This is a genomic window from Bacillus nitratireducens (assembly GCF_036320425.1).
Classification (GTDB): Bacteria; Bacillota; Bacilli; order Bacillales; family Bacillaceae_G; genus Bacillus_A; species Bacillus_A nitratireducens.
Genome location: NZ_JAUMJO010000001.1, coordinates 543962 through 567510, shown reverse-complemented (window position 1 = coordinate 567510; position 23549 = coordinate 543962). Strand labels below are relative to the sequence as shown.

At 35.8% G+C, this 23549-nt stretch carries 20 protein-coding genes and 2 pseudogenes; 21 read left to right on the top strand and 1 reads right to left on the bottom strand.

All coding sequences use genetic code 11. The features are described 5' to 3' along the window. The first annotated feature begins 226 nt into the window (after positions 1-226). From Q3V31_RS02975 to Q3V31_RS02880, 20 genes and pseudogenes are all read left to right on the top strand, one after another. Positions 227-712, top strand: a complete 486-nt coding sequence (locus Q3V31_RS02975) for a hypothetical protein (protein ID WP_000068330.1) — start codon at positions 227-229, stop codon at positions 710-712. Positions 713-852: 140 nt separating this feature from the next. Beyond that, positions 853-1761, top strand: a complete 909-nt coding sequence (locus Q3V31_RS02970; protein WP_071733730.1) for a chemotaxis protein — start codon at positions 853-855, stop codon at positions 1759-1761. A 535-nt stretch (positions 1762-2296) separates the two neighbouring features. Further along, complete coding sequence (locus Q3V31_RS02965) at positions 2297-3241, top strand: DNA-binding domain-containing protein (protein ID WP_141435202.1); 945 nt, start codon at positions 2297-2299, stop codon at positions 3239-3241. Between the two features lie 94 nt (positions 3242-3335). Beyond that, positions 3336-3568, top strand: a pseudogene (locus Q3V31_RS02960) (Ger(x)C family spore germination protein); the annotation flags it as partial. 445 nt (positions 3569-4013) lie between these two features. Next, positions 4014-5246: an N-acetylmuramoyl-L-alanine amidase gene (locus tag Q3V31_RS02955; RefSeq protein WP_000875662.1), complete on the top strand. Its 1233-nt coding sequence runs from the start codon at positions 4014-4016 to the stop codon at positions 5244-5246. 547 nt (positions 5247-5793) lie between these two features. Next, complete coding sequence (locus Q3V31_RS02950) at positions 5794-8529, top strand: sensor domain-containing protein (protein WP_071733731.1); 2736 nt, start codon at positions 5794-5796, stop codon at positions 8527-8529. A 156-nt stretch (positions 8530-8685) separates the two neighbouring features. After that, positions 8686-9462 carry a TerC family protein gene (locus Q3V31_RS02945; protein WP_000377425.1) on the top strand — a complete coding sequence of 259 codons (777 nt, stop codon included), beginning with the start codon at positions 8686-8688 and terminating at the stop codon, positions 9460-9462. A gap of 103 nt (positions 9463-9565) precedes the next feature. Next, positions 9566-9758: pseudogene (locus tag Q3V31_RS02940) on the top strand (hypothetical protein). Continuing rightward, positions 9727-12666 carry a formate dehydrogenase subunit alpha gene (gene fdhF, locus Q3V31_RS02935; RefSeq protein ID WP_329762280.1) on the top strand — a complete coding sequence of 980 codons (2940 nt, stop codon included), beginning with the start codon at positions 9727-9729 and terminating at the stop codon, positions 12664-12666. The pseudogene Q3V31_RS02940 and the gene fdhF overlap by 32 nt, the downstream one beginning before the upstream one ends. A gap of 15 nt (positions 12667-12681) precedes the next feature. Continuing rightward, the gene (locus Q3V31_RS02930; RefSeq protein WP_329762279.1) at positions 12682-13164 is read left to right on the top strand and encodes a helical membrane plugin domain-containing protein; all 483 of its coding nucleotides are present in this window, start codon (positions 12682-12684) and stop codon (positions 13162-13164) included. Between the two features lie 150 nt (positions 13165-13314). Then, positions 13315-13659 (top strand): Na-translocating system protein MpsC family protein, encoded by a 345-nt coding sequence (locus Q3V31_RS02925; protein WP_000041502.1) that lies wholly within the window; start codon positions 13315-13317, stop codon positions 13657-13659. 16 nt (positions 13660-13675) lie between these two features. Further along, entirely contained in the window at positions 13676-14473 is a 798-nt protein-coding gene (gene fdhD / locus Q3V31_RS02920) for a formate dehydrogenase accessory sulfurtransferase FdhD (protein ID WP_097871755.1), read from the top strand. Positions 14474-14493: 20 nt separating this feature from the next. Continuing rightward, on the top strand, positions 14494-15510 hold the full coding sequence (gene moaA, locus Q3V31_RS02915) for a GTP 3',8-cyclase MoaA (protein WP_071733736.1): 1017 nt from the start codon (positions 14494-14496) through the stop codon (positions 15508-15510). Positions 15511-15717: 207 nt separating this feature from the next. Then, a complete protein-coding gene (locus tag Q3V31_RS02910; protein ID WP_097871757.1) occupies positions 15718-16512 on the top strand; it encodes a formate channel in 795 nt (264 codons plus the stop codon). 25 nt (positions 16513-16537) lie between these two features. Next, positions 16538-17554: a molybdopterin-synthase adenylyltransferase MoeB gene (locus tag Q3V31_RS02905; protein ID WP_097871759.1), complete on the top strand. Its 1017-nt coding sequence runs from the start codon at positions 16538-16540 to the stop codon at positions 17552-17554. A 19-nt stretch (positions 17555-17573) separates the two neighbouring features. After that, complete coding sequence (locus Q3V31_RS02900; RefSeq protein ID WP_098425966.1) at positions 17574-18887, top strand: molybdopterin molybdotransferase MoeA; 1314 nt, start codon at positions 17574-17576, stop codon at positions 18885-18887. After that, positions 18868-19332, top strand: a complete 465-nt coding sequence (gene moaE / locus Q3V31_RS02895) for a molybdopterin synthase catalytic subunit MoaE (protein ID WP_000529411.1) — start codon at positions 18868-18870, stop codon at positions 19330-19332. The genes Q3V31_RS02900 and moaE overlap by 20 nt, the downstream gene beginning before the upstream one ends. Before the next feature lie 4 nt (positions 19333-19336). Further along, entirely contained in the window at positions 19337-19573 is a 237-nt protein-coding gene (gene moaD, locus Q3V31_RS02890) for a molybdopterin converting factor subunit 1 (protein WP_000628504.1), read from the top strand. A 48-nt stretch (positions 19574-19621) separates the two neighbouring features. After that, on the top strand, positions 19622-20110 hold the full coding sequence (gene moaC, locus Q3V31_RS02885) for a cyclic pyranopterin monophosphate synthase MoaC (RefSeq protein ID WP_329762278.1): 489 nt from the start codon (positions 19622-19624) through the stop codon (positions 20108-20110). Positions 20111-20130: 20 nt separating this feature from the next. Then, positions 20131-21186 carry a P-loop NTPase gene (locus Q3V31_RS02880; RefSeq protein WP_000973557.1) on the top strand — a complete coding sequence of 352 codons (1056 nt, stop codon included), beginning with the start codon at positions 20131-20133 and terminating at the stop codon, positions 21184-21186. 301 nt (positions 21187-21487) lie between these two features. Here the strand turns inward: Q3V31_RS02880 and Q3V31_RS02875 are convergent, their stop codons facing one another. Then, a complete protein-coding gene (locus Q3V31_RS02875; protein WP_097871762.1) occupies positions 21488-22513 on the bottom strand; it encodes a flagellin N-terminal helical domain-containing protein in 1026 nt (341 codons plus the stop codon). Between the two features lie 245 nt (positions 22514-22758). On the opposite strand from Q3V31_RS02875, the gene Q3V31_RS02870 reads away from it, so the two are divergent. Beyond that, on the top strand, positions 22759-23547 hold the full coding sequence (locus Q3V31_RS02870; protein WP_097871764.1) for a lytic transglycosylase domain-containing protein: 789 nt from the start codon (positions 22759-22761) through the stop codon (positions 23545-23547). Positions 23548-23549: the final 2 nt, after the last annotated feature.

Genomic DNA, 23549 nt, shown 5'->3' with positions numbered 1-23549 from the left:
GGTTTGCATAAGTGGCTCACATGTTGTAAGACCAGAGATATGGAGTGGTTCTAAGGTAGTTGGATGGGCTGGAATCCAAGTGTTTAGGTGATGCCTCTTCACTTTTTGAAGATTGGAACTATCTGAGTCTAGAAGCTGCGATTTGAAATAGATTTAGATTAATTTAAGATAGTTGTGTTATATTGTACAATTAGACTAAGTTTATATAAGAGGAGAGGTGAGGAGGATGGCGCAGAATAAGTATCGCGTTACATTCATTTCGCCGAGTGAGGTCGAGCAGCGGACTGTAATGACGGCGAGTAATTTACCAGAGTTAATTCGTAAAGTAGAGGGTATTATTGCAGATCCGAACGGTTATTTTGTAAATGATAAAAAGAATAATTGCTATTTTAAAGTGATTAAAGAAAATGTTACGTTTATTCAATATGAGTTACTATTTTCGGATAAAGAAATTCACATTGAAAAATTAAAACATATAGCACCAACGGTATTGAAACAATTATTTAAAAAAATAAACGATCCGGAATTATATGCACTTGCACTCCTTGATGTTGATATAGCGACAAAGGATTATGTGCTAGGAGAAATGAATCCAGAGCTTAGAGTGAGAGTGGAAAAAGATCTTTCGAAAAAATGGGAAGCGATGCCGACAGAAATTGTAGGAGCGCAAGAAGTGTTATTAGAGGCACTTGCTTCGTTTATACAAGATTAAGCTTTACCACTGTTTTTATTATTTTAAAACTGTAAGGCTCACTCAATTATCTATATTTTTATATAGGTAGTTGACTTTTTAAGTTTAATAAAGCTTAATAAATAGATATATAGAATTAATAGAAGAGGAGCGACACTTTTATGTCACAAGCACAAAGTATTTTATTAGAAAGTGGAACAAACGAATTAGAAATCGTAACTTATACTGTTGGTGAAAATTTATTTAGCATCAATGTAATGAAAGTGCGTGAAATTATTAATCCATTCCCTGTTACAACAGTGCCGGAATCTCATCATGCAGTTGAAGGTGTTGTTCAAGTACGCGGTGAAATTTTACCTGTTATTAATTTAGCGACAGCCCTTAATTTAAAATCAACAAAGCCACTTGATCAAACGAAATTTATCATCTCGGAATTAAACCAAATGAAAGTTATTTTCCGTGTTGATGAAGTGCATCGAATTCAACGTATTTCTTGGGAACAAATTGATGAACCAGCTTCATTATCTATGGGACTAGAAGAAACGACGTCAGGAATTGTAAAACTAGAGGGGAAAATCATCTTATTGTTAGATTATGAGAAAATTGTTTGCGAAATTAGTAACAGTGGTTATGACAATAAAACTCTTTCAGGATTAGAACAAAAAACAGACCGAGCTGAAAAAGTTATTTATATTGCGGAAGATTCAGCGATGCTTCGCCAAATATTAGAAGAAACATTATCAACAGCTGGATATACGAAAATGAATTTCTTCAGTAATGGTGCAGAAGCATTAGCACAAATTGAAAAACTAGCAAAAGAGCAAGGTGAAAAAATGTTTGAACATATCCATCTACTTATTACAGATATTGAAATGCCAAAAATGGATGGACATCATTTAACGAAAATAATTAAAGATAGTGAAGTAATGAAGCAATTACCAGTTATTATTTTCTCTTCATTAATTACAAACGAATTATTCTATAAAGGTGAGACAGTTGGGGCGAATGCTCAAGTGAGTAAGCCAGACATTCAAGAGTTAATTGGTTTAGTTGATAAGCTAGTGTTGTAAAAGGTTTTGAAAAGCGTTTTTTAGTTGGAAGAGTCGGCGTAAAATACATTTTTAGCTGAAAAGAGGAACTAGCCGTATAGTACAGGTTAGTTTCTTTTTAGTATGTACAGGTATAAAAGACCAAACATCTCTAGAGTGTTTATGACAATACTCGCTTTCAAATATTTAGCTGTTCTTATTTAGGGAGTATCGATTGGTTTAATTAATAGGTGGTAGGATTTTTTTATTTGAAAATATAAGAGAGTGTGTTAGTAATATTTCACGATAGCTCAAAAATTTTCGGTGAAATTATATTGGGAATACCATATAATAGAATTGAATGCATTTTATTGATAAAAAAATCGTGTTAGATTTTGTATGATTTACTTAAAAAATCTCTTCTATTTTTATATACTCTATATACTTTTTAGTATGTTAATTATTTGACAGATAATTTCGAAATGCTATAATATGGATATGTAAAAATTGCTATTTTCTTAAAAGACATGGGAGTCAGATGAGAATTGTGAAAGGATGAGGGGGAGTGACACAGAGTATGTATCACCACACAGCAATCAATGTATTAAATCTTTTACAAAACATGTCAAATAATAAAACGAACGATATGAAATTAGAGGCGGAATTTAAAAAAATAGAGAAACAATTCCGAGTAAAGTATGAAGAGCTAATCGATTTATATAATAAAATGGTATTATTTCAAATAGATATAGAAAAAAATGGCGGTATGCGAGTTTATGAAAAATCAGGAATTACATGGTTAAAGTCTGAACTAGAATTACTGTATGAAGTATATCAATTTTGTCAGCGTCAAGGCTTGAATATCGCAAATATTTCAAAATATGTTAGTAAAAATGAACTGAATTTATTTCCAAAAACAGAAAGTCAATTACAGAATACGTATTATAAATTAAAAAAACAAGAAATCCCGTTTGAAAATATTGAAAAACAGAAGCCGGGTCGAAAACGCAAATATACACCTGTAAAGGCTACCGTTGTTGAGGCGAAACAAGAAAGAAAACAGGAAGTAAAAGAAGATTTCCAAAGTGAAGAGGACGAAAAGAATCTCGTAACTGTTATATCTGGTATCGTTGATAATTTTGAGACAATTAGTCAATCCCGCGAAAAGAAAGAGTATGAATTACATCAGTTTATGGAGGGAATCTATAAGCTTTCTAGTATGGCTGCAGAGCGTTCGAAAGAGGAAAAGAATGCTCGAGGTCTTGAAGGTGAGGTAGATTCATTACGAACTGAAAATGAAAGGTTAAAAAGAGAGAAGGAAGACCTTGTACATGATATTAAAGAAATGACGCACCATTTAATTCATTTCATTACGAGCTCTGATATCGATCAAATTCGTACGTTGCCTTTCTTCGTAAAAGAGTGCAAAAAAGATTTACATAATCTGGGATTATATAACGCTCAAGACGGAAAAATGAAAATTGTGGTTGATAGTGGCGATCAGGTTATGACCATATCATAATAAAATGGATACAAAACAAAAGGGAAATACATATATACTATGTATTTCCCTTTTGTTTTGTATGGAATCATTTCGGGCAGAGGAAAAGTTATAATTAATTTTAGTAAATCAAAAATTTGTACAAAAGGAAGGAACTAGGTCTTACTTTGTAGTATCGTGATCCGAAAAATACTGGGAATATACGTATTGTCACTGTGAAAGGGCTTAATACATAATGATTTTAAAGATAAACCGACTCTTCCTCAATATTTAACTGATTTAATTGAGGCGAATAAGCTGTATAATCGTACAGTTGTTATTACATTTCATCAACAAACTTTTAATAAGGAGAATTGAAGAGTAAAGTAGGATTCAAAAGCATAGCCAAAAAGGTGGCTGTTATAAGTTATTTGCCTACCAAAATAATCAATATTTGTTTAAAATATAAGATTACTATTTTATTATACCGAGTAATTATTCACATTATATAATAATTACTTACTATATAATTAACATGGTTATCTTACAAAAGTGTAAGGTTTTTTTAATTGACACTCGTACATATAAGTAACTATACTGGTTACACGACATTGGTGAATATATTTAATAGTCTCTATCTATAAGTGTATGTCTCAGGATTCTTTTCGGAATAAAAGTTAGAATTAAATTTAATAACTGTAATATATTGATAATGTGTGTTTAATCCATTCTTTATTCTAGGTCGTATTATTTAAAGATTAACTATAAATGATATATTTACCAAGTTGTAATAATTTTTTAGAGGTGTTACATGTTGAAATACAAATTAATTGCTACAGGAATTCTTGCTGGAAGTCTACTATCCTATTCATCTAGTGCATTTGCAAATACTCATAAATTCCCAGATGTTCCCGCATGGGCTGACAAATCCGTTAATTATTTAGTTGATAAAAAAGTATTGAGTGGTTATCCAGATGGAACTTTTGGTTCAAGTGATACATTAGATAGGGCTTCTGCGGCAACAATTATGACAAAGGCCCTTGGTATACATATTGACTTAAATGCAAAACCATCTTTTACAGATTCACAAAACCACTGGGGAACACCGTATATTGCCGCAGCTGAAAAAGCAGGAATAATTAAAGGTGAAGGAAATGGAATATTTAATCCTTCTGGAAAAGTTACTCGTGCTGCTATGGCTACAATGCTAGTGAATGCATATAAACTACAAAATATAAACCCTAGCAATGGACAAAGTAAATTTGAAGATTTAAAAGGACATTGGGGTGAAAAGTTCGCCAATATTTTAATTGATTTAAAAATTTCAGTTGGTACAGATAACGGTTGGCAACCAAATAAATTCATAACACGTGCAGAAGCCGCACAACTTACTGCCAAAACAGATACCCTTCAATCCAGTCCGAAAAATCCTTTAGAAAATAAAACAATCATTATTGATCCTGGACATGGTGGCGAAGATCCTGGAAAAGCCACAAAGGGATTGCCTGAAAGTAAAATTGTATTAGACACTTCCTTACGCCTACAACAATTGCTTGAAAAACATACACCATTTACAGTTTTATTAACTCGTGAATCTGATACTAGACCTGGACATGATCAAAAAAGTTCTTTACAGGAACGTGTTAAATTTGCTAAGCAAAATCAGGGGGATATCTTTATAAGTATTCATGCAAATGCTTATAATGGTAATGCAAAAGGGACAGAAACATACTATTATAAATCTTCTGAATCCGAAAAAACAAACCCTCATGTGGAAGAAAGTCATGTGTTAGCGGAAAAAATCCAAGCACGTTTAGTAGAGGCCCTTCAAACACGTGATAGAGGCGTTAAACATGGAGATCTTCATGTTATAAGAGAAAACGGCATGCCAGCTGTGTTAACGGAACTGGCTTTTATAGATAATGGTATCGATTACAGTAAACTATCTACGGCAAACGGTAGACAGATTGCAGCACAAGCCATTTATGAAGGGATTTTAGATTATTATGAATGGAAAGGAAATAATGTATCCGAATATAGGTTGTAATAAGTGCAAGGAAATTTAGTAATTCTAGGAATAAGTAATTTCTAAATTGCTAAAGTATAATTTTGTTATTTGTAATGTGTTTTAGTTTTATAGTGTATACTGGCGCCGACTTATTAAGGATTATAAATAAGTCGGTGTTTAAGTTAGCGTACTTAATGAATACTATAGAAGTTATGAAGAAAAAAAGATAAATAGATAGGGGCATACACCTACATTCATTATTTTTACGTGAAATTTTAATTTAAAAATAGTTAAGTTATACGTTTCAGATGGGCAGTATACAATGAGTTCAAAGAAAACATTCTTTGAACTCATTAGCTATTAAATAAACTTGTTACATAAATAGTTCGTATAACAATAATTGATAGTGTTAAGGCCATAGCTGTTCATATTTTTTTGTAATTCCTGTTATAGAATTGTTAAATATTTGCAGGTGTAATGTAAGGCTGCTTTATTTTGAAAGAAATCTTTTGAAATGGTCATAATATGAATAATAATTAGAAACAAATTTTTTAAAAATGATGAAAGACTTAAGAAGGTGAATATATTGCTTAAACATTCACATTTGCAATTTATTTTATTAACAATAGCTCTAATATTCTATATAAGCTTTTGTTTTATATTTTTATTTGTTTTTCCGAATCATTATTTCGTATCAGATTTTAATACCCGACTATCATCCTTAGTTGTTGAAACTACTGTATTTATCTCATTACTTTATTCTATATTATCCGGAAAAATTAAGTTAGGAGTATTCTGGGTTTGCATTACTATTGCAATAGGGTGTTTCTTGATAGGGAATTTTATATCCGCTTTTCAAGTACTTAATGTAGAATTGCCGATACAAAATTTTAATATCTCTGATGTGTTTTTGTTGTTTTTCTTATTCTTCTTTCTCTTTGCATTCTTTTATAAAATCATTATGGAATGTAACAAGTGGGAAAAAGCGTATTTAATTTGTGATTTATGTATTGTTGTTACTGCCATTTTTACATTAGAGTGGTACCTGTTTAATAAACCTTCTGCAAATATCTTATTCTTATCAATTGGAGATGTTTTTCTCTCATTTATTTTTCCGATTATAGATTTATTACTTCTTTTATTAGGAGTTAGTCTAATCTTTCGACCAGCTATTTTTAATGCGAAAAGTAAATTATTTATTTTTATCCTCGTATTAACTGGATTGGCTATTACGGACTACTTGTATTTTTACTTACAAGATGATTTGTCAGATCGTTCACTTGTATTATTAAGGTGTTTGTATAGAGTTTTCCTTTTATTTATCGCTATTGCTGCTTCGATCTCAAAGAATGCATCTTCTAGAAGGAATTATTTCATTATCGATCCGACATTTGGGAAGAAACTTCTTGTTATATTTCCTTATCTTGCAGTTGCGGTATTAATTGGCTTTACTTTAAAAGAGCAAACTTCCTCGGCTACACTTATTACTGGGAATTGTATTGCATTTGTATTTGTGCTAATTCGTCATACTATCGTACGAATGCAAAACAGAGATTTAACTGAAATGTTAAAAGTGTTTAATAATCAATTAGAACAAAAAGTATCTCAAAGAACAGAAGATTTAATAAACAAATCCGATGACTTGGTCAAAAATCAAGAGAGATTTAAGTCATTATATGAGTATCATCCAGATCCTATTTTAACGATTAATTCAAATGGTACTGTGTTAAATATAAACCAGGCTGGAAGTATGTTATTAGGAAAAAACAGTGATGAATTAATAGGTAAAGAGTGCTTCTCGATTTTTTTAGACGAAGATAGATCTGAATTGGAAGCAGCTCTACAGGAAGGGAAACGATGCAGTTCGGCTTCGTTACAATTACGTGTGAAAAATAATAATGAGAAGGACATTCATTTTTGGTACGTCACCATTGTTCCTATTATGATAGAAGGACAAACTTTTGGGAGTTATGTAATGGTAAAAGACATTACGAGAATGAAGAAACAACAAGATGAGATAAACTATCTAGCATTCCATGATACAGTGACGGAGATTGGAAATCGAATATTCTTCCAACAAGAATTAGAAAAATCCATTGAGCATGCACGAAAAACGCAGGGTGAATTTGGACTCTTGTATATAGATTTAAATCGTTTTAAGACCATTAACGATACACTGGGACATTCAATTGGTGATAGTGTTTTAAAAGAAGTTGCTAAACGTTTTAGGACATGTCTGTCACCGGCTATTCCTCTAGCGAGAATAGGGGGAGATGAGTTTGCGATCATAGTCCATAACCACACAGAGCAACAGCTATTGGATTTGTGTGAAACTCTATTTCGTATAACTGAAGAACCATTTGTAGTTAATCAGCATAGTTTTTATTTATCTCTTAGTATAGGAATAGCGGTGTATCCGTTTGGAGGAATAAATACTACTACACTTTTACAACATGCTGATATTGCTATGTATAGTGCAAAGGAAAAAGGTAATAATGCTGTTTGCATGTATGACGAGACATTATCAAAAAAAATAACAAGACAATTACGATTAGAACAGGATTTACCGAAGGCATTAGAAAATAATGAGTTGTTTTTATTATATCAACCACAAGTTGACAGTAAGACTGGTATGGTTATTGGTGCAGAGGCTTTAATTCGTTGGCAACATCCAGAACTGGGAATTATTTCTCCTTTTGAATTTATACCTATTGCGGAAGAAACGTCGCAAATTATTCCAATTGGGAAATGGACGTTACAGGAAGCGTGTCGACAACTGAAAAAGTGGCATTCTGCAGGCTATGCAAATCTAAAAATGGGGATAAATTTATCAGCTATAGAGTTTGAACAGAAAGATTTTGTTCAAGCAATCATATCTACCATAGAAGAAGTAGGGGTACCCGCTAGTTCGATTGATTTAGAATTAACAGAGAGAATAGCAATGGTAGATGAAAAAGAAACCTTATCGAAGTTAAAAGCATTAAAATCATATGGTGTACATTTATCAATTGACGATTTTGGTACAGGGTATTCTTCATTAGCATATCTCCCTTTGTATCCAATTGATACCTTAAAAATTCCAAGAGAATTTGTTAATAGGATCGAAAATTCTACTGATGGAAATGAAATTATTCATACCATTATTTCACTAGCGCATACTTTAAACATGAAAGTGATCGCAGAAGGGGTGGAAACGAAGGAACAATTAACAGTGTTACAACGTAATGCATGTTATCTAATTCAGGGCTATTACTACAGTAAACCTGTAAGTGAAGATGAATTCATCAAGTTTTTAAGCACAATGTCGCGTCACCTTTTCTAAGAAAACCACAATCTAGATTTGTTTTTTTTCGAAATTATAACAAATAGAGGACAGCAAAGTAACTGTCAAAATGTTTTAGCATTTAATTTGGCTTAATAGGAAATTCTAATGAGCAAAGACCTTATCTGATTTTAGTTTTAGAAAGGAGAGAAGCGGATGGATTCAATATGGCTAGAGTATGCTTGGGCATTGTTAATTTTAATCGGATTAGAAGGATTGTTATCGGCTGACAATGCCCTTGTACTAGCAGTTATAGCCAAGCATTTACCCGAAGAAGAGAAAAAAAGAGCTATAAATTACGGAATTATTATGGCCTTTGTTTTTCGATTCGCAGCCCTTTTTGCTATATCATTTATTGCAAATGTTTGGCAAATACAGGCGATAGGAGCAGCTTATCTTCTTTACTTAGGATTAAAGCATGTCATTCAGGCGCAATTCGGAAAAAATAATCAAAATATTCACAAGGAAGATGAAAAGGAAGCAGCAGGAAAAAGCTACTGGTTCACAGTAGGAAAGATTGCATTAGCTGACCTTGCTTTTGCGATTGATTCAATATTAGCTGCAGTCGCTCTTGCCCTCGGTCTTCCGGATTCACCGCTAGAAGATTTCGGTGGTATGGATGGAGGACAATTCATAGTTGTACTTCTCGGAGGAATTGCCGGACTTATTTTAATTAAATTTGCGGCAACTTGGTTTGTACAATTACTGGAGAAACGTCCGGCACTGGAAACAACAGCATATGCAATTGTTGCCTGGGTCGGCGTCAAACTTGCTGTAATTACACTTGCCCATGAGGATATCGGTATTTTAAGTCATGATTTTCCGCACAGTACAACTTGGACTTTAATCTTCTATGGAGTATTAGTTGCTATCGCACTAATTGGCTGGTTTGCACCGGGAAGTAAGTCATCTCAAAATAATCCTGAAAGGTAGTAAAAAGGTCAGAGCATTATGTGCTGTGACCTTTTTATCATTTTGATATTGTGTATTTTTGAATTTAACGCTATAATTACAGTGTTAAAGATGGAATCGTGATATGACCTGTTATGAATCTATCATTTTATTTATGAATAAATGGACTGGTATTTTAGCAAGATGTGCTAATAAACTACTCCACCATGATGATAACGTGCCAAAAATGTGGTGCGTATATTTTCGTGGTGGAGTTTTTTTTATTCTCAAAAAGGGGGAGTCACCATGAACGACAGCATGGTTCATATTACAATTGACGGCAAAGAATATAGTGCTGAGCCTGGTTCAACGGTACTAGGCATCATTAATGAGAACGGAATTGAACATCCACAAATTTGTTACGTGCCGGAAGTGGATCCTATTCAAACGTGTGATACTTGTATTGTAGAAGTGAATGGAAAGCTAGTGCGATCATGTTCTACAGTAGTGACGGATGGTATGGATATCGAGTTGTCCTCTATTAGTGCGAAGGCAGCACAACATGAGGCGATGGACCGTTTACTAGAAAATCATTTACTTTACTGTACGGTATGTGACAACAATAACAGGAATTGTAAATTGCATAATACGGCAGAATTAATGGAAATTGAGCATCAAAAATATCCTTATGAGCCAAAAGTTGATGCAAGCGAAGTTGATATGTCTCATCCATTTTATCGCTATGATCCGAATCAATGTATCGCGTGTGGTCAATGTGTAGAGGTGTGTCAAAATTTACAAGTTAATGAAACGTTATCTATTGATTGGGAGGCAGAGCGCCCACGTGTTATTTGGGATGAAGGAGTAGATATTAACGATTCTTCATGTGTAAGTTGCGGTCAATGTGTAACGATTTGTCCTTGTAATGCTTTAATGGAGAAATCGATGCTTGGTGAAGCTGGATTTATGACTGGGCTGAAGCCGGATATTCTTGAACCTATGGTCGATCTTATTAAAGAGGTTGAACCTGGATATAGCGGTATTTTCGCTGTGTCAGAGGTAGAAGCTGCGATGCGTGACACTCGTACGAAGAAGACGAAAACAGTATGTACGTTTTGTGGTGTAGGTTGTTCATTTGAAGTATGGACGAAAGGGCGCAAAATTTTAAAGGTGCAACCAACTTCTGAGGCACCAGTTAATGCAATTTCTACTTGTGTAAAAGGAAAATTCGGTTGGGATTTCGTTAATTCTGAAAAACGACTTACGAAACCTTTAATTCGTAAAAATGGAGTGTTCGTTGAATCGACTTGGGAAGAAGCGCTTCATGTAGTGGCGAATAAATTGGGCTCTATTAAAGATGAGTACGGTAAAGGCTCTATCGGCTTTATTTCTTCTTCTAAAATTACGAATGAAGATAATTATGTTATTCAAAAATTAGCACGTCAAGTGTTCGAAACGAATAACATTGATAACTGCTCACGTTATTGTCAATCACCAGCGACAGATGGATTGTTCCGTACAATTGGTATGGGCGGAGATGCAGGGACGATTAAAGATATCGCACAATCGGGTCTTGTTATTATCGTCGGTTGTAACCCAACAGAAGGTCACCCAGTATTAGCGACTCGTGTGAAACGTGCGCATAAACTGCACGGTCAAAAACTAATTGTTGCAGATCTTCGTAAAACTGAAATGGCAGAGCGTTCAGATATTTTTATTAGTCCAAAGCAAGGAACAGACCAAGTATGGTTAATGGCTGTTACGAAATATATGATTGATCAAGGTTGGCACGATCAGCAGTTCATCGATGAGAATGTAAACTTCTTTGATGATTTCAAAGATAGTCTTGCGGAATATACGCTTGAATATGCAGAAGAGATTACAGGCATTTCAAAAGAAACGCTCGTTAAAATGGCAGAAATGATTCGTGATGCAGATGGTACGTGTATTCTTTGGGGAATGGGGGTAACGCAAAATACCGGTGGTTCAGATACTTCCGCTGCAATTTCAAACTTACTACTTGCAACAGGAAACTATCGTCGCCCAGGTGCTGGTGCATATCCGCTTCGAGGTCATAATAACGTACAAGGTGCTTGTGATATGGGGACACTTCCAGGGTGGCTTCCAGGATATCAGCACGTTACTGACGATGTAGAACGTTCGAAATTTGAAATAGCTTACGGAGTAAAAATTGATAACAAACCAGGTCTTAATAATATTGAAATGCTTCACGCAATTGATGAAGGGAAAATGAAAGCTATGTACCTTGTTGGAGAGGATATGGCTCTTGTAGACTCTAACGCAAATCACGTACATGAAGTGTTATCAAGCCTTGAGTTCTTTGTCGTTCAAGATGTGTTCCTTTCTAAAACAGCTCAATACGCTGATGTAGTATTACCAGCAGCGCCATCTCTTGAGAAAGAAGGTACTTTTACAAATACAGAGCGTCGTGTACAAAGGTTATATCAAGTACTTCCGACGCTAGGAGATGCGAAACCAGACTGGTGGATCGTGCAGGCAATTGCTAATAAGTTAGGCGCAAATTGGAACTATGGTCATCCAAGTGAAATCTTTGCGGAAATGGCGAGTTTATCACCACTATTCGCACACGCAAACTATGAAGTACTTGAAGGGTGGAACAGTTTCCACTGGGGAAGTTTTGATGGTACGAATACGCCGCTTCTATTCAAAGAAGGATTTAACTTCCCGGACAAAAAGGCTCGTTTTGCGATAGCTGATTGGGTACGTCCTGCTGCATTCCCAGCAGAATACGATCTTCACATTAATAACGGTCGTATGCTTGAACATTTCCATGAAGGGAACATGACAAATAAATCAACTGGTATTCAATCGAAAGTACCAGGTGTTTTCGTCGAAGTTTCTCCAGAACTTGCACTAAAACGTGGAGTGAAAACGGGATCGTTAGTACGCCTTGTTTCTCCATTCGGAGCACTTAAATTACGTGTAATTGTAACGGATCGTGTAAAAGCGAATGAACTGTATTTACCAATGAATTCGACTGATAAAGAATCGGCAATTAATTTCTTAACAGGTCCTGCCGTTGACTTGCGTACAAACACGCCTGCATATAAACAAACGAAAGTACGTATGGAAGTGTTAGAAGTTGACGGCGAAAATCCTATGCCAAAAACGAACCCACGTAATAAAAAGCGTCATCCTCAAAACGGTATTGAGGTAAATCGTAAGTGGGATCGTCCAGGATACGTACATTTAACGGATAACTAAGGGGGAGAAAAGGATATGGCAGCACCTATTCAAGCGATCCAGAAGCAGGAGCTAACCGAGGAAGAAATGAAACAACAAAAACTCGAAGACTTAAAAGAACTGCTAGCTAATAATGGAGATGCTTTAAATCAAATGTTTAATATAGTAGGTGAACTAAATGACATAGGGATGCTGGAAGCTGCAAATTCTATGCTGAAAGCGAAAGAACCAATCGCAAAAATCGTTCTAGGCCAAGTCACTCGTGAACCAGTTACAAATTTAATTAATAATATGATGGGCGCTGCAGGAGCTTTAACAGAACTTGATCCGGAACTTACGAAAAAGCTTGTAGGTAGTGTATTAACAGGTATGGATGAAGGAAACCAGCATTTGCAAAGTAATAAAAAAGTAGGAATATTAGACCTTATGAAAGTACTGAAGGATCCAGATATTAATCGTGCTATCGGATTTGGTCTTCATTTCTTAAAAGGTATGGGTAAAGGGTTAAAAGAAGAATAGATAAGCAACAATAATAGTATTTCATATGTTGCTTGCGTACTTGAGATAAGTGTACAATATGATCCATTTCGTCTCAGTATTAAATAGTTTAGACGAAATGGTCATTTTGTTAAAATAGTTGTGATGGAATATTTGGGGAGGAATGAGAGTATGTCAAAAATGGTACATGAATTTAATGATATGATCCGAAAGCTTCGAAAAGAGTTGTTCGGGAAAGGACCGGAACGAATTCATACTGTATTTACTGAAAACATGGCGATTGCTACATTATATGGGAACTTGACACCTACAGAGAAATTCATTTCGGGAACTATGGATGGTGCGGAAATGGTTCATATGGCTCGAACAAAAATGATCCAAGAAGTGTATGCGGCTAATCCTCATGAACATTTAGAAGAACTTGTTGGTGCGAAGTTAGTTCATCTGTTTTCTGATATGAAAGTAGATGAAGATATTGCAGTTTCCGTGTTTGTCTTTGATAAAAATATAACGTGAGAGAAGGATGCTCATCGTGAAATCGATTCAGGTGGAACGGAAAATTTTTAAATATGAGCAAGGGGAATTTAAACATATAGAGGACAGCATTGTAACAGAGTTTCCTGTTACGGTTAAAATTAACGGCCAGGAATTGGTTACAATGGTTAGTACTCCGGAGTATATTGAAGATATGGTAATTGGCTTTTTAGCCTCTGAAGGCATTATCCGAAAGTATGAAGATATTGATGAAATATGGGTGCAAGAAAAAGAAGGCTATGTACATGTAAAAACGACGAAAATCAATCCTTATTATCGTGACATGCAAAACAAACGTTATATTACTTCGTGTTGTGGAATGAGTAGGCAAGGGTTTGTTTTCGCAAACGATGCGCTGACTGCGAAAGAAATGAATGATATTCGCGTGCAGATTTCTGCCGAGGATTGTTTTCGGTTAATGAATGATATGCAGCAATCTGCGTCTACGTTTCAACATACAGGCGGCGTTCATAATGCAGCTTTATGTGATGCGAGTGGAATTGTTTTAAGTCGCATGGATATAGGAAGACATAACGCTTTAGATAAAATTTACGGATATTGTTTAAAAAATAACATTTCGATTGGTGATAAAGTTATTGTTTTTAGCGGACGTATCTCTTCTGAAATTCTATTGAAAGTTGCGAAAATTGGCTGTGAAGTAATATTGTCAAAGTCAGCTCCAACTGAGTTAGCACTAGAGCTAGCAGAGCAGTTAGGGATTACTACAATAGGCTTCATTCGTAATAAATCTTTTAATGTATATACGCATCCAGAACGGGTTGTAAATATAAAATAAGTAGAAACGAGGCAATAATCATGAAATCTGTCACATTAGACAAATTAGATCGTCCTTTAAAGGATTTACGTATTTCTGTTACTGACCGCTGTAATTTTCGCTGTCGATATTGTATGCCAGAAGAAATATTTGGTCGTGATTATTCTTTTTTGTCTAATGATAAAATTTTATCTTTTGATGAAATTGAAAGGATTACACGTATTTTCGTTTCGTTAGGTGTAAGAAAGTTACGCATTACTGGGGGAGAGCCTTTACTTCGAAAAGATTTACCTGAACTCATACAGCGATTAAACGAAATTGAAGGAGTAGAGGATATCGGTTTAACGACAAACGGATCATTACTTAAAAAATTTGCTCCTGATTTATATAAGGCGGGTTTATCTCGCGTAACAGTTAGTTTAGATTCTTTAAATGAAGAACGTTTCTCTTATTTAAATGGGAATAGAAGTAAAGTAAAAACAGTTCTTGCAGGAATACAAGCTGCAGCAGAAGCCGGAATGAAAATTAAAATGAACATGGTTGTTCAAAAAGGGAAAAATGAACAAGACATCGTTCAGATGGCAGAGTACTTTAAAGAGAATAAGCATATCCTTCGGTTCATTGAATATATGGATGTCGGAAATTTTAACGGCTGGGAATTAGGCGAAGTAGTTTCTAAGCAGGAAATAGTAAAGATGATTCATAAAGTTATGCCGCTGGAACATATTGAAGCGAACTATCCTGGTGAAGTTGCAACACGTTATCGTTATGTTGGTAGCCAAGAAGAAATAGGAATAATTTCATCTGTAACGGATTCGTTCTGTTCATCATGTACAAGAGCACGTATTTCAGCAGAAGGAAAATTGTATACATGTTTATTTGCTTCTAAAGGAAATGATCTTAAAGAATTACTTCGCTTTGGATATACGGATGAGGAGATTACTAATGTTATTCGTGACATTTGGAATAATCGTTCAGACCGTTATTCAGATGAACGGTTGAGCAATACGAATAAAAAAGCAATGCCGAAAATTGAAATGTCGCATATCGGTGGCTGAGAAGCTACTAAAAATGTAGATTCTCTTTGTTAACGTAAATAGTGGGAAATGTGCAAGTTTTGTACACTTTCTATGAGTATAGTAAAAATGATGATTGATATTTCTGTAAGAGATATGCAGAGAGATTAAGCAGCATTCAAAAATCCTTACGATGTTAAGGGTTTTTGGTGCTGCTTTTTTTAGATGAGAAAAATGGAGGAATTGGTTATGGCATTTCATAAACCGGAACAAATTGCTGCGCTTGTGATTGAATCCGGTGTTCAAAAGGTAAGGCAACCGCTATCCGCAATGCTTATTCTTGGTTTTTTAGGAGGAGCATTCATTTCGTTAGGATTTTTACTTAATATTCGTGTTCTAGGTAATGTACCGGAGCAATGGGGAAGTTTAGTCAATTTTATAGGAGGAGCGGTTTTTCCTATAGGACTTATGCTCGTTGTTTTAGCAGGAGGAGAATTAATTACGGGAAACATGATGTCGATGGCCATGGCACTGTATGCACGGAAAATTTCATTGAAACATGTGTTAAACAATTGGGCGTGGATCACTTTAACTAACTTCGCAGGTGCACTTTTCGTAGCGTATTGTTTCGGCCATCTTGGCGGGTTAACAGAAGGTGCGTATTTAAATAAAACGATAGCGATAGCTCAAAATAAGTTACATGAATCTTTCGGGAGAACGTTAATCTTAGCAATTGGTTGTAACTGGCTCGTTTGCCTTGCAATTTGGTTAGCATATGGAACGAACGATTTAATCGGAAAAATTGTTGGGATTTGGATTCCGATTATGGCGTTTGTCGTAATTGGGTTTCAGCAAGTAGTAGCAAATATGTTTGTCATTTCAGCCGTAATTTTTGCGGGGCACCTTACGTGGATGGATCTTGCTAAAAACTTTGTGCCTGTCTTTATCGGAAATGTAATTGGCGGAGCTGGATTTGTTGGATTCGCTTATTTTTCTTGTTATCAGAAACAAAGCACTACCGAAGAAGATGTCTTGAAAAAATAACAGTATGTGAAAGGAAGGCTACCTCATGATAGAGCGGTATTCACGACAACAGTTGTTCACTCCTATTGGAAAAGAAGGGCAAGAGAAAATTAGAAGTAAGCATGTATTAATAATAGGGGCAGGTGCATTAGGAAGTGCAAGTGCAGAAAGCTTTGTACGTGCAGGTATCGGGAAATTAACGATTATTGATCGCGATTACGTAGAATGGAGTAATTTACAGCGGCAACAACTTTACGCTGAACAAGATGCGATAGAAAAGTTGCCAAAAGCAATCGCAGCACAGAACCGTCTCAAACAAATTAATTCAGACGTGCAAATTCAAGCGCTAGTAATGGATGCAAGAGTAGATAATATGGAAGCTTTATTAGGTGGTGTCGATGTCATTATTGATGCCACAGATAATTTCGATATTCGGTTTGTAATCAATGATATATCACAAAAATACAATATTCCTTGGATTTACGGTTCTTGTGTCGGAAGTTATGGCATGAGCTATACAATTATTCCGAAGAAAACACCGTGCTTACATTGTGTGTTGAAAAGTGTTCCTGTTACAGGGGCGACGTGTGACACAGTTGGAATTATTAGTCCAGCTGTTCAAATCGTTGCAGCGTACCAAGTGGCGGAAGCATTCAAAATTTTAGTAGAAGATTACAAAGCAGTTAGGAAAACATTTTTAATGTTTGATATATGGAGTAATCAATATCATTCTATCAAACTAGGGAAAATCAAAATGGAAGACTGTCCTTCGTGCGGAACAAATAGAACTTATCCTTATTTATCATACGAAAATCAAACGAAGACAGCTGTGTTATGTGGAAGAAATACAGTTCAAATTAGACCGGCGCATAATAGACATTACAACTTTGATGAGTTAGAAAAAGTATTAAAGAACCACGGGAAAGTTGATCGGAATCCGTATTTGCTCTCTTGCCAATTAGAAGAGTATCGCATCGTCGTTTTTCATGATGGTCGTGTATTTATTCATGGCACGAATGAAATGCAAAAAGCGAAACAACTATACTATCGGTTATTAGGATAATAGAGAGGGATGGGTAATGATGGAAAGAAGAGTGCCAATTACAGTTGAAGAGGCTGTTCGTAAAGTGATGGCATTTGCTAATTATGGTGTAAAAGAACTAGTACCACTTGAATTAGCATACGGACGTACACTAGCAGACAATATAGTAGCGGATCACGATGTGCCTTCTTTCAATCGCTCGCCATATGATGGGTTTGCTGTTAGGGCAGAAGATACTTCGCGAGCAAGTCGTGAGAATCCAATCGTATTTGAAGTCATCGGTGAAATTGGAGCAGGTTCCGTATTTCCTAAAGAAGTAGGAGCGTTTCAAGCAGTTCGAATTATGACAGGGGCACAAATTCCGAAAGGATGTAACGCGGTCGTCATGCTAGAACTGACTCGTCATCGTCAATATGAGAATATCGGAAAAAGCTATATGGAAGTGCGTCGCTCATTTAAAGAAGGGGATAATATATCCTTTCAAGGTGAAGATGTTCAGAAAGGAACCGTTCTCGCAAAAAGAGGTAGTTACATTAATCCGGGTATTTCAGCTCTTCTTGCTACATTCGGTTATAGCGAAGTGCCAGTAGCGAAAAAGCCTATAATTGGACTATTAGCGACTGGGAGTGAACTTCTCGATGTAAATGAAAAACTACAACCCGGGAAAATCCGGAATAGTAATACGTATATGATATCGTCTCAAATTCGAAGAGCAGGTGGAAGAGTAAAGTACTTTGGGAAGTTTAGCGACGATTTGAATACGTGCTACGAAGCAGTGAAAAAAGCGTTAAGCGAAGTGGATATGTTAATTACAACTGGTGGTGTTTCGGTAGGAGATTACGATTATTTGCCAGCGATATACGAAAAGTTAGGCGCGTCAGTTCTTTTTAATAAAGTAGCCATGCGTCCGGGTAGCGTCACAACAGTAGCACAATTAAACGGGAAATTATTATTTGGATTATCAGGTAATCCATCTGCTTGCTATGTAGGTTTTGAATTATTCGTAAAACCTAGCATTCGTGCGTATATGTTTAGCGAAAAACCACATGTAAAACGAGAAAAAGCAATGCTCGGAGAAGATTTTCTAAAACCGAATCCATTTACAAGATTTGTACGAGCGAAGCTTCAGTATAACGAAGGACAACTAATCGCTTATCCATCAGGATTTGATAAATCTAGTTCCGTTTCTTCATTAGCAGAATCAAACATTTTTATTGTACTACAGGGCGGTACGAGAGGATATAAGAAAGGGATGTTTGTAGACATTCTTTTATTAGAAGATAACGAAGGTAGTGAATGGCCTTGGACATTCCGTAAAGTAGGGAGAGGTTTTGATGGGACAAGCACGATTTGAAATTGTCGATAATCCGATTGTAGTTGAAGAAGTAACGAATAAAGTAGCAAGACGAGAAGCTGGAGCAATTACAACTTTTATAGGAACGGTTAGAGAATTAACGAAAGGAAAACGAACGTTACATCTTGAGTATGAAGCATATAAACCGATGGCGGTAAAAAAGCTTACTGCAATTGGAGAAGAAATTAAAAAAAAGTGGCCGGATGCGAAAGTAGCAATCACACACCGAGTAGGACGATTAGAAATAATGGATATCGCAGTTGTCATTGCAGTATCGTCACCACATCGTAAAGTAGCGTACGAAGCGAATGAATACGCAATTGAACGTATAAAGAGAATTGTCCCAATCTGGAAAAAAGAATTTTGGGAAGATGGAACGGAGTGGATAGGAGATCAACTTGAAAATACTCCGTATCCAGAAGGAAAACCAAAGAAAGAAGAATGAGAGAATGATTACAATTTTACTGTTCGCAAATTTACGAGAAGAAGTCGGTTCAGAGAGATTAGCAATAATAGAAAAACGAGAGATGAATGTTCATCAATTGAAAAAATGGCTGAAAGATAACCATCACTTACAGACGCTAGATAATGTTATGGTGGCAATTAATGAAGAATTTGTAACGGACGAAGATATTGTAAAAGCCGGAGATACTGTTGCGTTTATCCCGCCTGTAAGTGGAGGTTAATTCTTTTTATTTGAATACCGCATCTTTTATACATTAAGGAGAATCATTATGAGTGAATTTTCACACTGGAATGAAGAAGGAAGAGCTAAAATGGTTGATATTTCTCAAAAAGACATTTCAACACGTACAGCTGTTGCGCAAAGTACAATTTCTTTATCAAATGAACTATTTGAAGCAATTCAAAGTGGTGGATTGAAAAAAGGTGACCCGCTCCAAGTAGCACAAGTTGCTGGCATAATCGGTGCTAAAAAAACAGCGGATATAATCCCTATGTGTCACCCGATATTAATCCAAGGAACTGATTTTTCGTTTCATTATGAAAAGACAAGTGATGGGTATGAGTTAACGATACGAGCGACAGTAAAATATAATGGGAAAACAGGTGTAGAAATGGAAGCATTAACTGCCGTATCAATCGCTGCCCTTACTTTTTACGATATGTGTAAAGCAGTTGATAAAACGATGGTCATGAAAGAAACATATTTAGTGCAAAAAACGGGTGGGAAAAGTGGGGACTTTTTTCACAAGGTAAAATAATTACAATGGAAGGAATGTGTATGATGATTACTCACGAACAGATTATGAACGCTTTAAGCCATGTAGAAGATCCAGAGTTACACAAAAGTATTGTAGAATTAAACATGGTAAGAAATATACAAATTGATGGTACAGAGGTTGGACTAGAAGTAGTTTTAACAATTCAAGGTTGTCCGTTGAAAGCAAAAATACAACAAGATATTGAAGACTCACTTCGAAAGGTTGGGGCATCAAAAGTTTCTTTGACATTCGCTTCTATGACACCGGAAGAACGAGCTGCATTAACGGCGTCTTTAAAGAAAGAAGCTAGAACGGAAACTGGAATGCCTAGTATGCTTCGGCCTGATTCAGGAGTACGTTTTATTACTGTAACAAGTGGGAAAGGGGGAGTCGGAAAATCAACTGTGACAATTAATCTTGCTACTGCTTTAGCACGTATGGGGAAAAAGGTTGGAATTTTAGATGCAGATATATATGGATTTAGTATCCCAGCTATGATGGAAACGAATGAAAAACCGACGATGATCGACCAAACCGCAATTCCGGTCGTTAGCCACGGTGTTAAAATTATGTCGATGGGATTCTTCACAGAAGGCAATAACCCAGTTATGTGGCGCGGACCGATGTTAAACAAATGGATACAAAACTTCCTTGCGAACACGCACTGGGGAGAATTAGACTATCTTCTTCTAGATTTACCACCTGGAACAGGAGACGTTGCCATTGATGTCGCTGCAATGATTCCGCAAGCGAAGGAAATTATCGTTACGACGCCTCATAGCGTAGCATCATTTGTCGCTTCTAGAGTAGGAGTCATGGCAAAACATACGAAACACGATATTTTAGGTATCGTTGAAAACATGGCATATTACGAAGAACAAGACGGGTCAAGAAATTATCTCTTTGGAAAAGGCGGCGGCGAAATGTTAGCAGACCAACTGCAAACAGAAGTAATCGCACAAATACCGTTTGCGAAGCGTGAAGAAAATAAAGGCTCATGTGTATATGATGAAGACTCACTTGTTGGGGAGATCTTTACTTCTTTAGCTGAGGATATTATTTATAATGAAGACTAGTATATAAAATAAGAGGAGAGATACATAGCATATGTGTATCTTTCTTTTATATTTTGTGAATAATTACAAGAGTTATGAAGTGCTTACGGCTGTAGTAAATTAGAAATGTTTTGTGAGACTACATTAAGAACAATTAAATGCGTATTCTTTCATTCTTATATAAGGACTGCCTGCTTCTATGCATGGATGGAGTTTCTACCTAAGCGATAAAAGGAGGTTTGCTACCTTTTATCTATATATATTGAAAAAAAGAACCTCTCTATAAATAGAGAGGTTCTTTCATGAAACTAACTCGAATGGTTTATTGTAATAATTTAGAAACCATTTGAGGAGTTTGGTTTGCTTGAGAAAGCATGCTAATACCAGCTTCGTTCAAGATTTTGAACTTAGTCATTTCAGACATTTCTTTCGCCATGTCAGCATCTTCGATTTGAGAAGCAGAAGATGCCATGTTAGAAGCCTGGTTATTTAAGCTTTCTACATTGAAGTCTAGACGGTTTAATGTAGCACCTAAATCAGCACGGCTACCTGCGATAGATGCGATCATACCATCGATAGCTTTAATTGCATCGTTAGCGTTCTTGATAGCAGTACTATCATCTTCAGTAGCTGCTGGAGCGGCAGTTGTTCCACCAGTACCAGTTGTTGGAGCGGCAGCTGTTCCAGTAGTGCCTGCGTTTGTTGCTGAGATAGAAATTTGGCTAAGTTTCTTTCCATCACCTTCTAAATTAGTGCTGGTAACATTTGCTAGTGTGATATCGATAGTGCCGTTAATAGCAGGTTTTGTAGTACTAGGATCAGTAGTACCAGGATTAGTAGTACCAGGATTAGTAGTACCAGAATTAGCTGATGTATTTGCATCAGTATTGGCTTGTCCATCATCATAACTATGGATTTTAATAGATTGATTATCACCATTTAATAATGTTTTTCCGTTAAATTGAGTGTTTTTCGAAATGTAATCAATTTGATCTTTTAGTGCAGAAAATTCTTTTTCTAGTGCACCACGGTTTTCGTTTGTGTTTGTACCGTTGGCAGATTGAACTGCTAGGTCACGCATACGAAGTAAGATGTTAGATACTGAGTTCATTGCTGAATCAGCTGTACGAATCATAGAGATACCATCTTGTGTATTACGAGATGCAACACCTAATCCGTTTTCTTTTGCGCGCATACGAGTAGCGATTGCAAGTCCAGCTGCATCGTCAGCTGCACTGTTGATACGTTTACCGCTTGATAAACGGTTCATAGAAACGTTCATTTTGTCTTGGTTTTGGCGCATGTATTCTTGCGTACGCATGCTATTAATGTTTGTATTAATTCTCATGTTAAGAACCCCCATTTTTTTATATTGATTCTTCTGCAAATTTAAAAATTCTAATATGCGAAAAAACCAATTTCGAATTCATTGTAAGTCTTGCTATATCAAGTGTCAACTATAAATTTGGATTAACGGATATAAAAAAATAACATTTTAACAATTTAGTTGTTTTTTTATTACAAAGGATTATTGCAAACTTATTTAAAAAACCCTAATATTAGATTATCCTTATTTACAGAAAAGGTGATATTATGGTAGTTGGAAATATTGTAAAAGAAGTTCTTGCTTATAAAAAAGGACTAATTCAGCAAAAGTTAAGTAGTCCGCAGGCGTTCGTTAGTAGTCGTTTTCAAAATCAATTGCAGAGTGAACCTGCGAAGAAGACGAAGGTTACTCTGCAAGCGGCAAAAGTAGAGGATATGAGTCAGGCGGTACAATCTATGAAAATAGAAACGGCTGTTAATAAACCAGTTGAGCCTATTAAGGTGGAGGAAGCGAGTAAGCTTGAGGAGACGGAGAAAGCTGAAACGAAGAAAGTGGATGAAGTGCAAGTCGCACAAAAAGAGCTTGAGCGACGTTTCCCAGAGACGAAAAATGAGTCTGCTGATACGTGGGAGTTAACGAAAAAGTATAATATTCAAAATATACGTTATTCAAATGAAGGTAAGTATGAGGATATTATTAATCGCGCTAGTCGTACATATGGAATTCCGAAAACGTTAATTCAAAAAATGATTGAAGTAGAGTCTAATTTTAATCCGAAAACGGTGTCACATGCAGGAGCGATGGGGCTGATGCAGCTTATGCCAGCAAATGTGAAAGAAATGGGTATAAAAAATCCATTTTCACCAGTTGAAAGTATTGAAGGCGGTGTGAAAGAGTTAAGCGGTTATTTAAAGAAAAATAACGGTGATCTCGTACTAGCACTTGCTTCTTATAATGCTGGTCCTGGTAATGTGAGAAAGCACGGAGGCGTACCACCATTTAAAGAAACGCAAGGATATATAAAAAAAATATTGAATATAGACGTTTCGAAATAAGA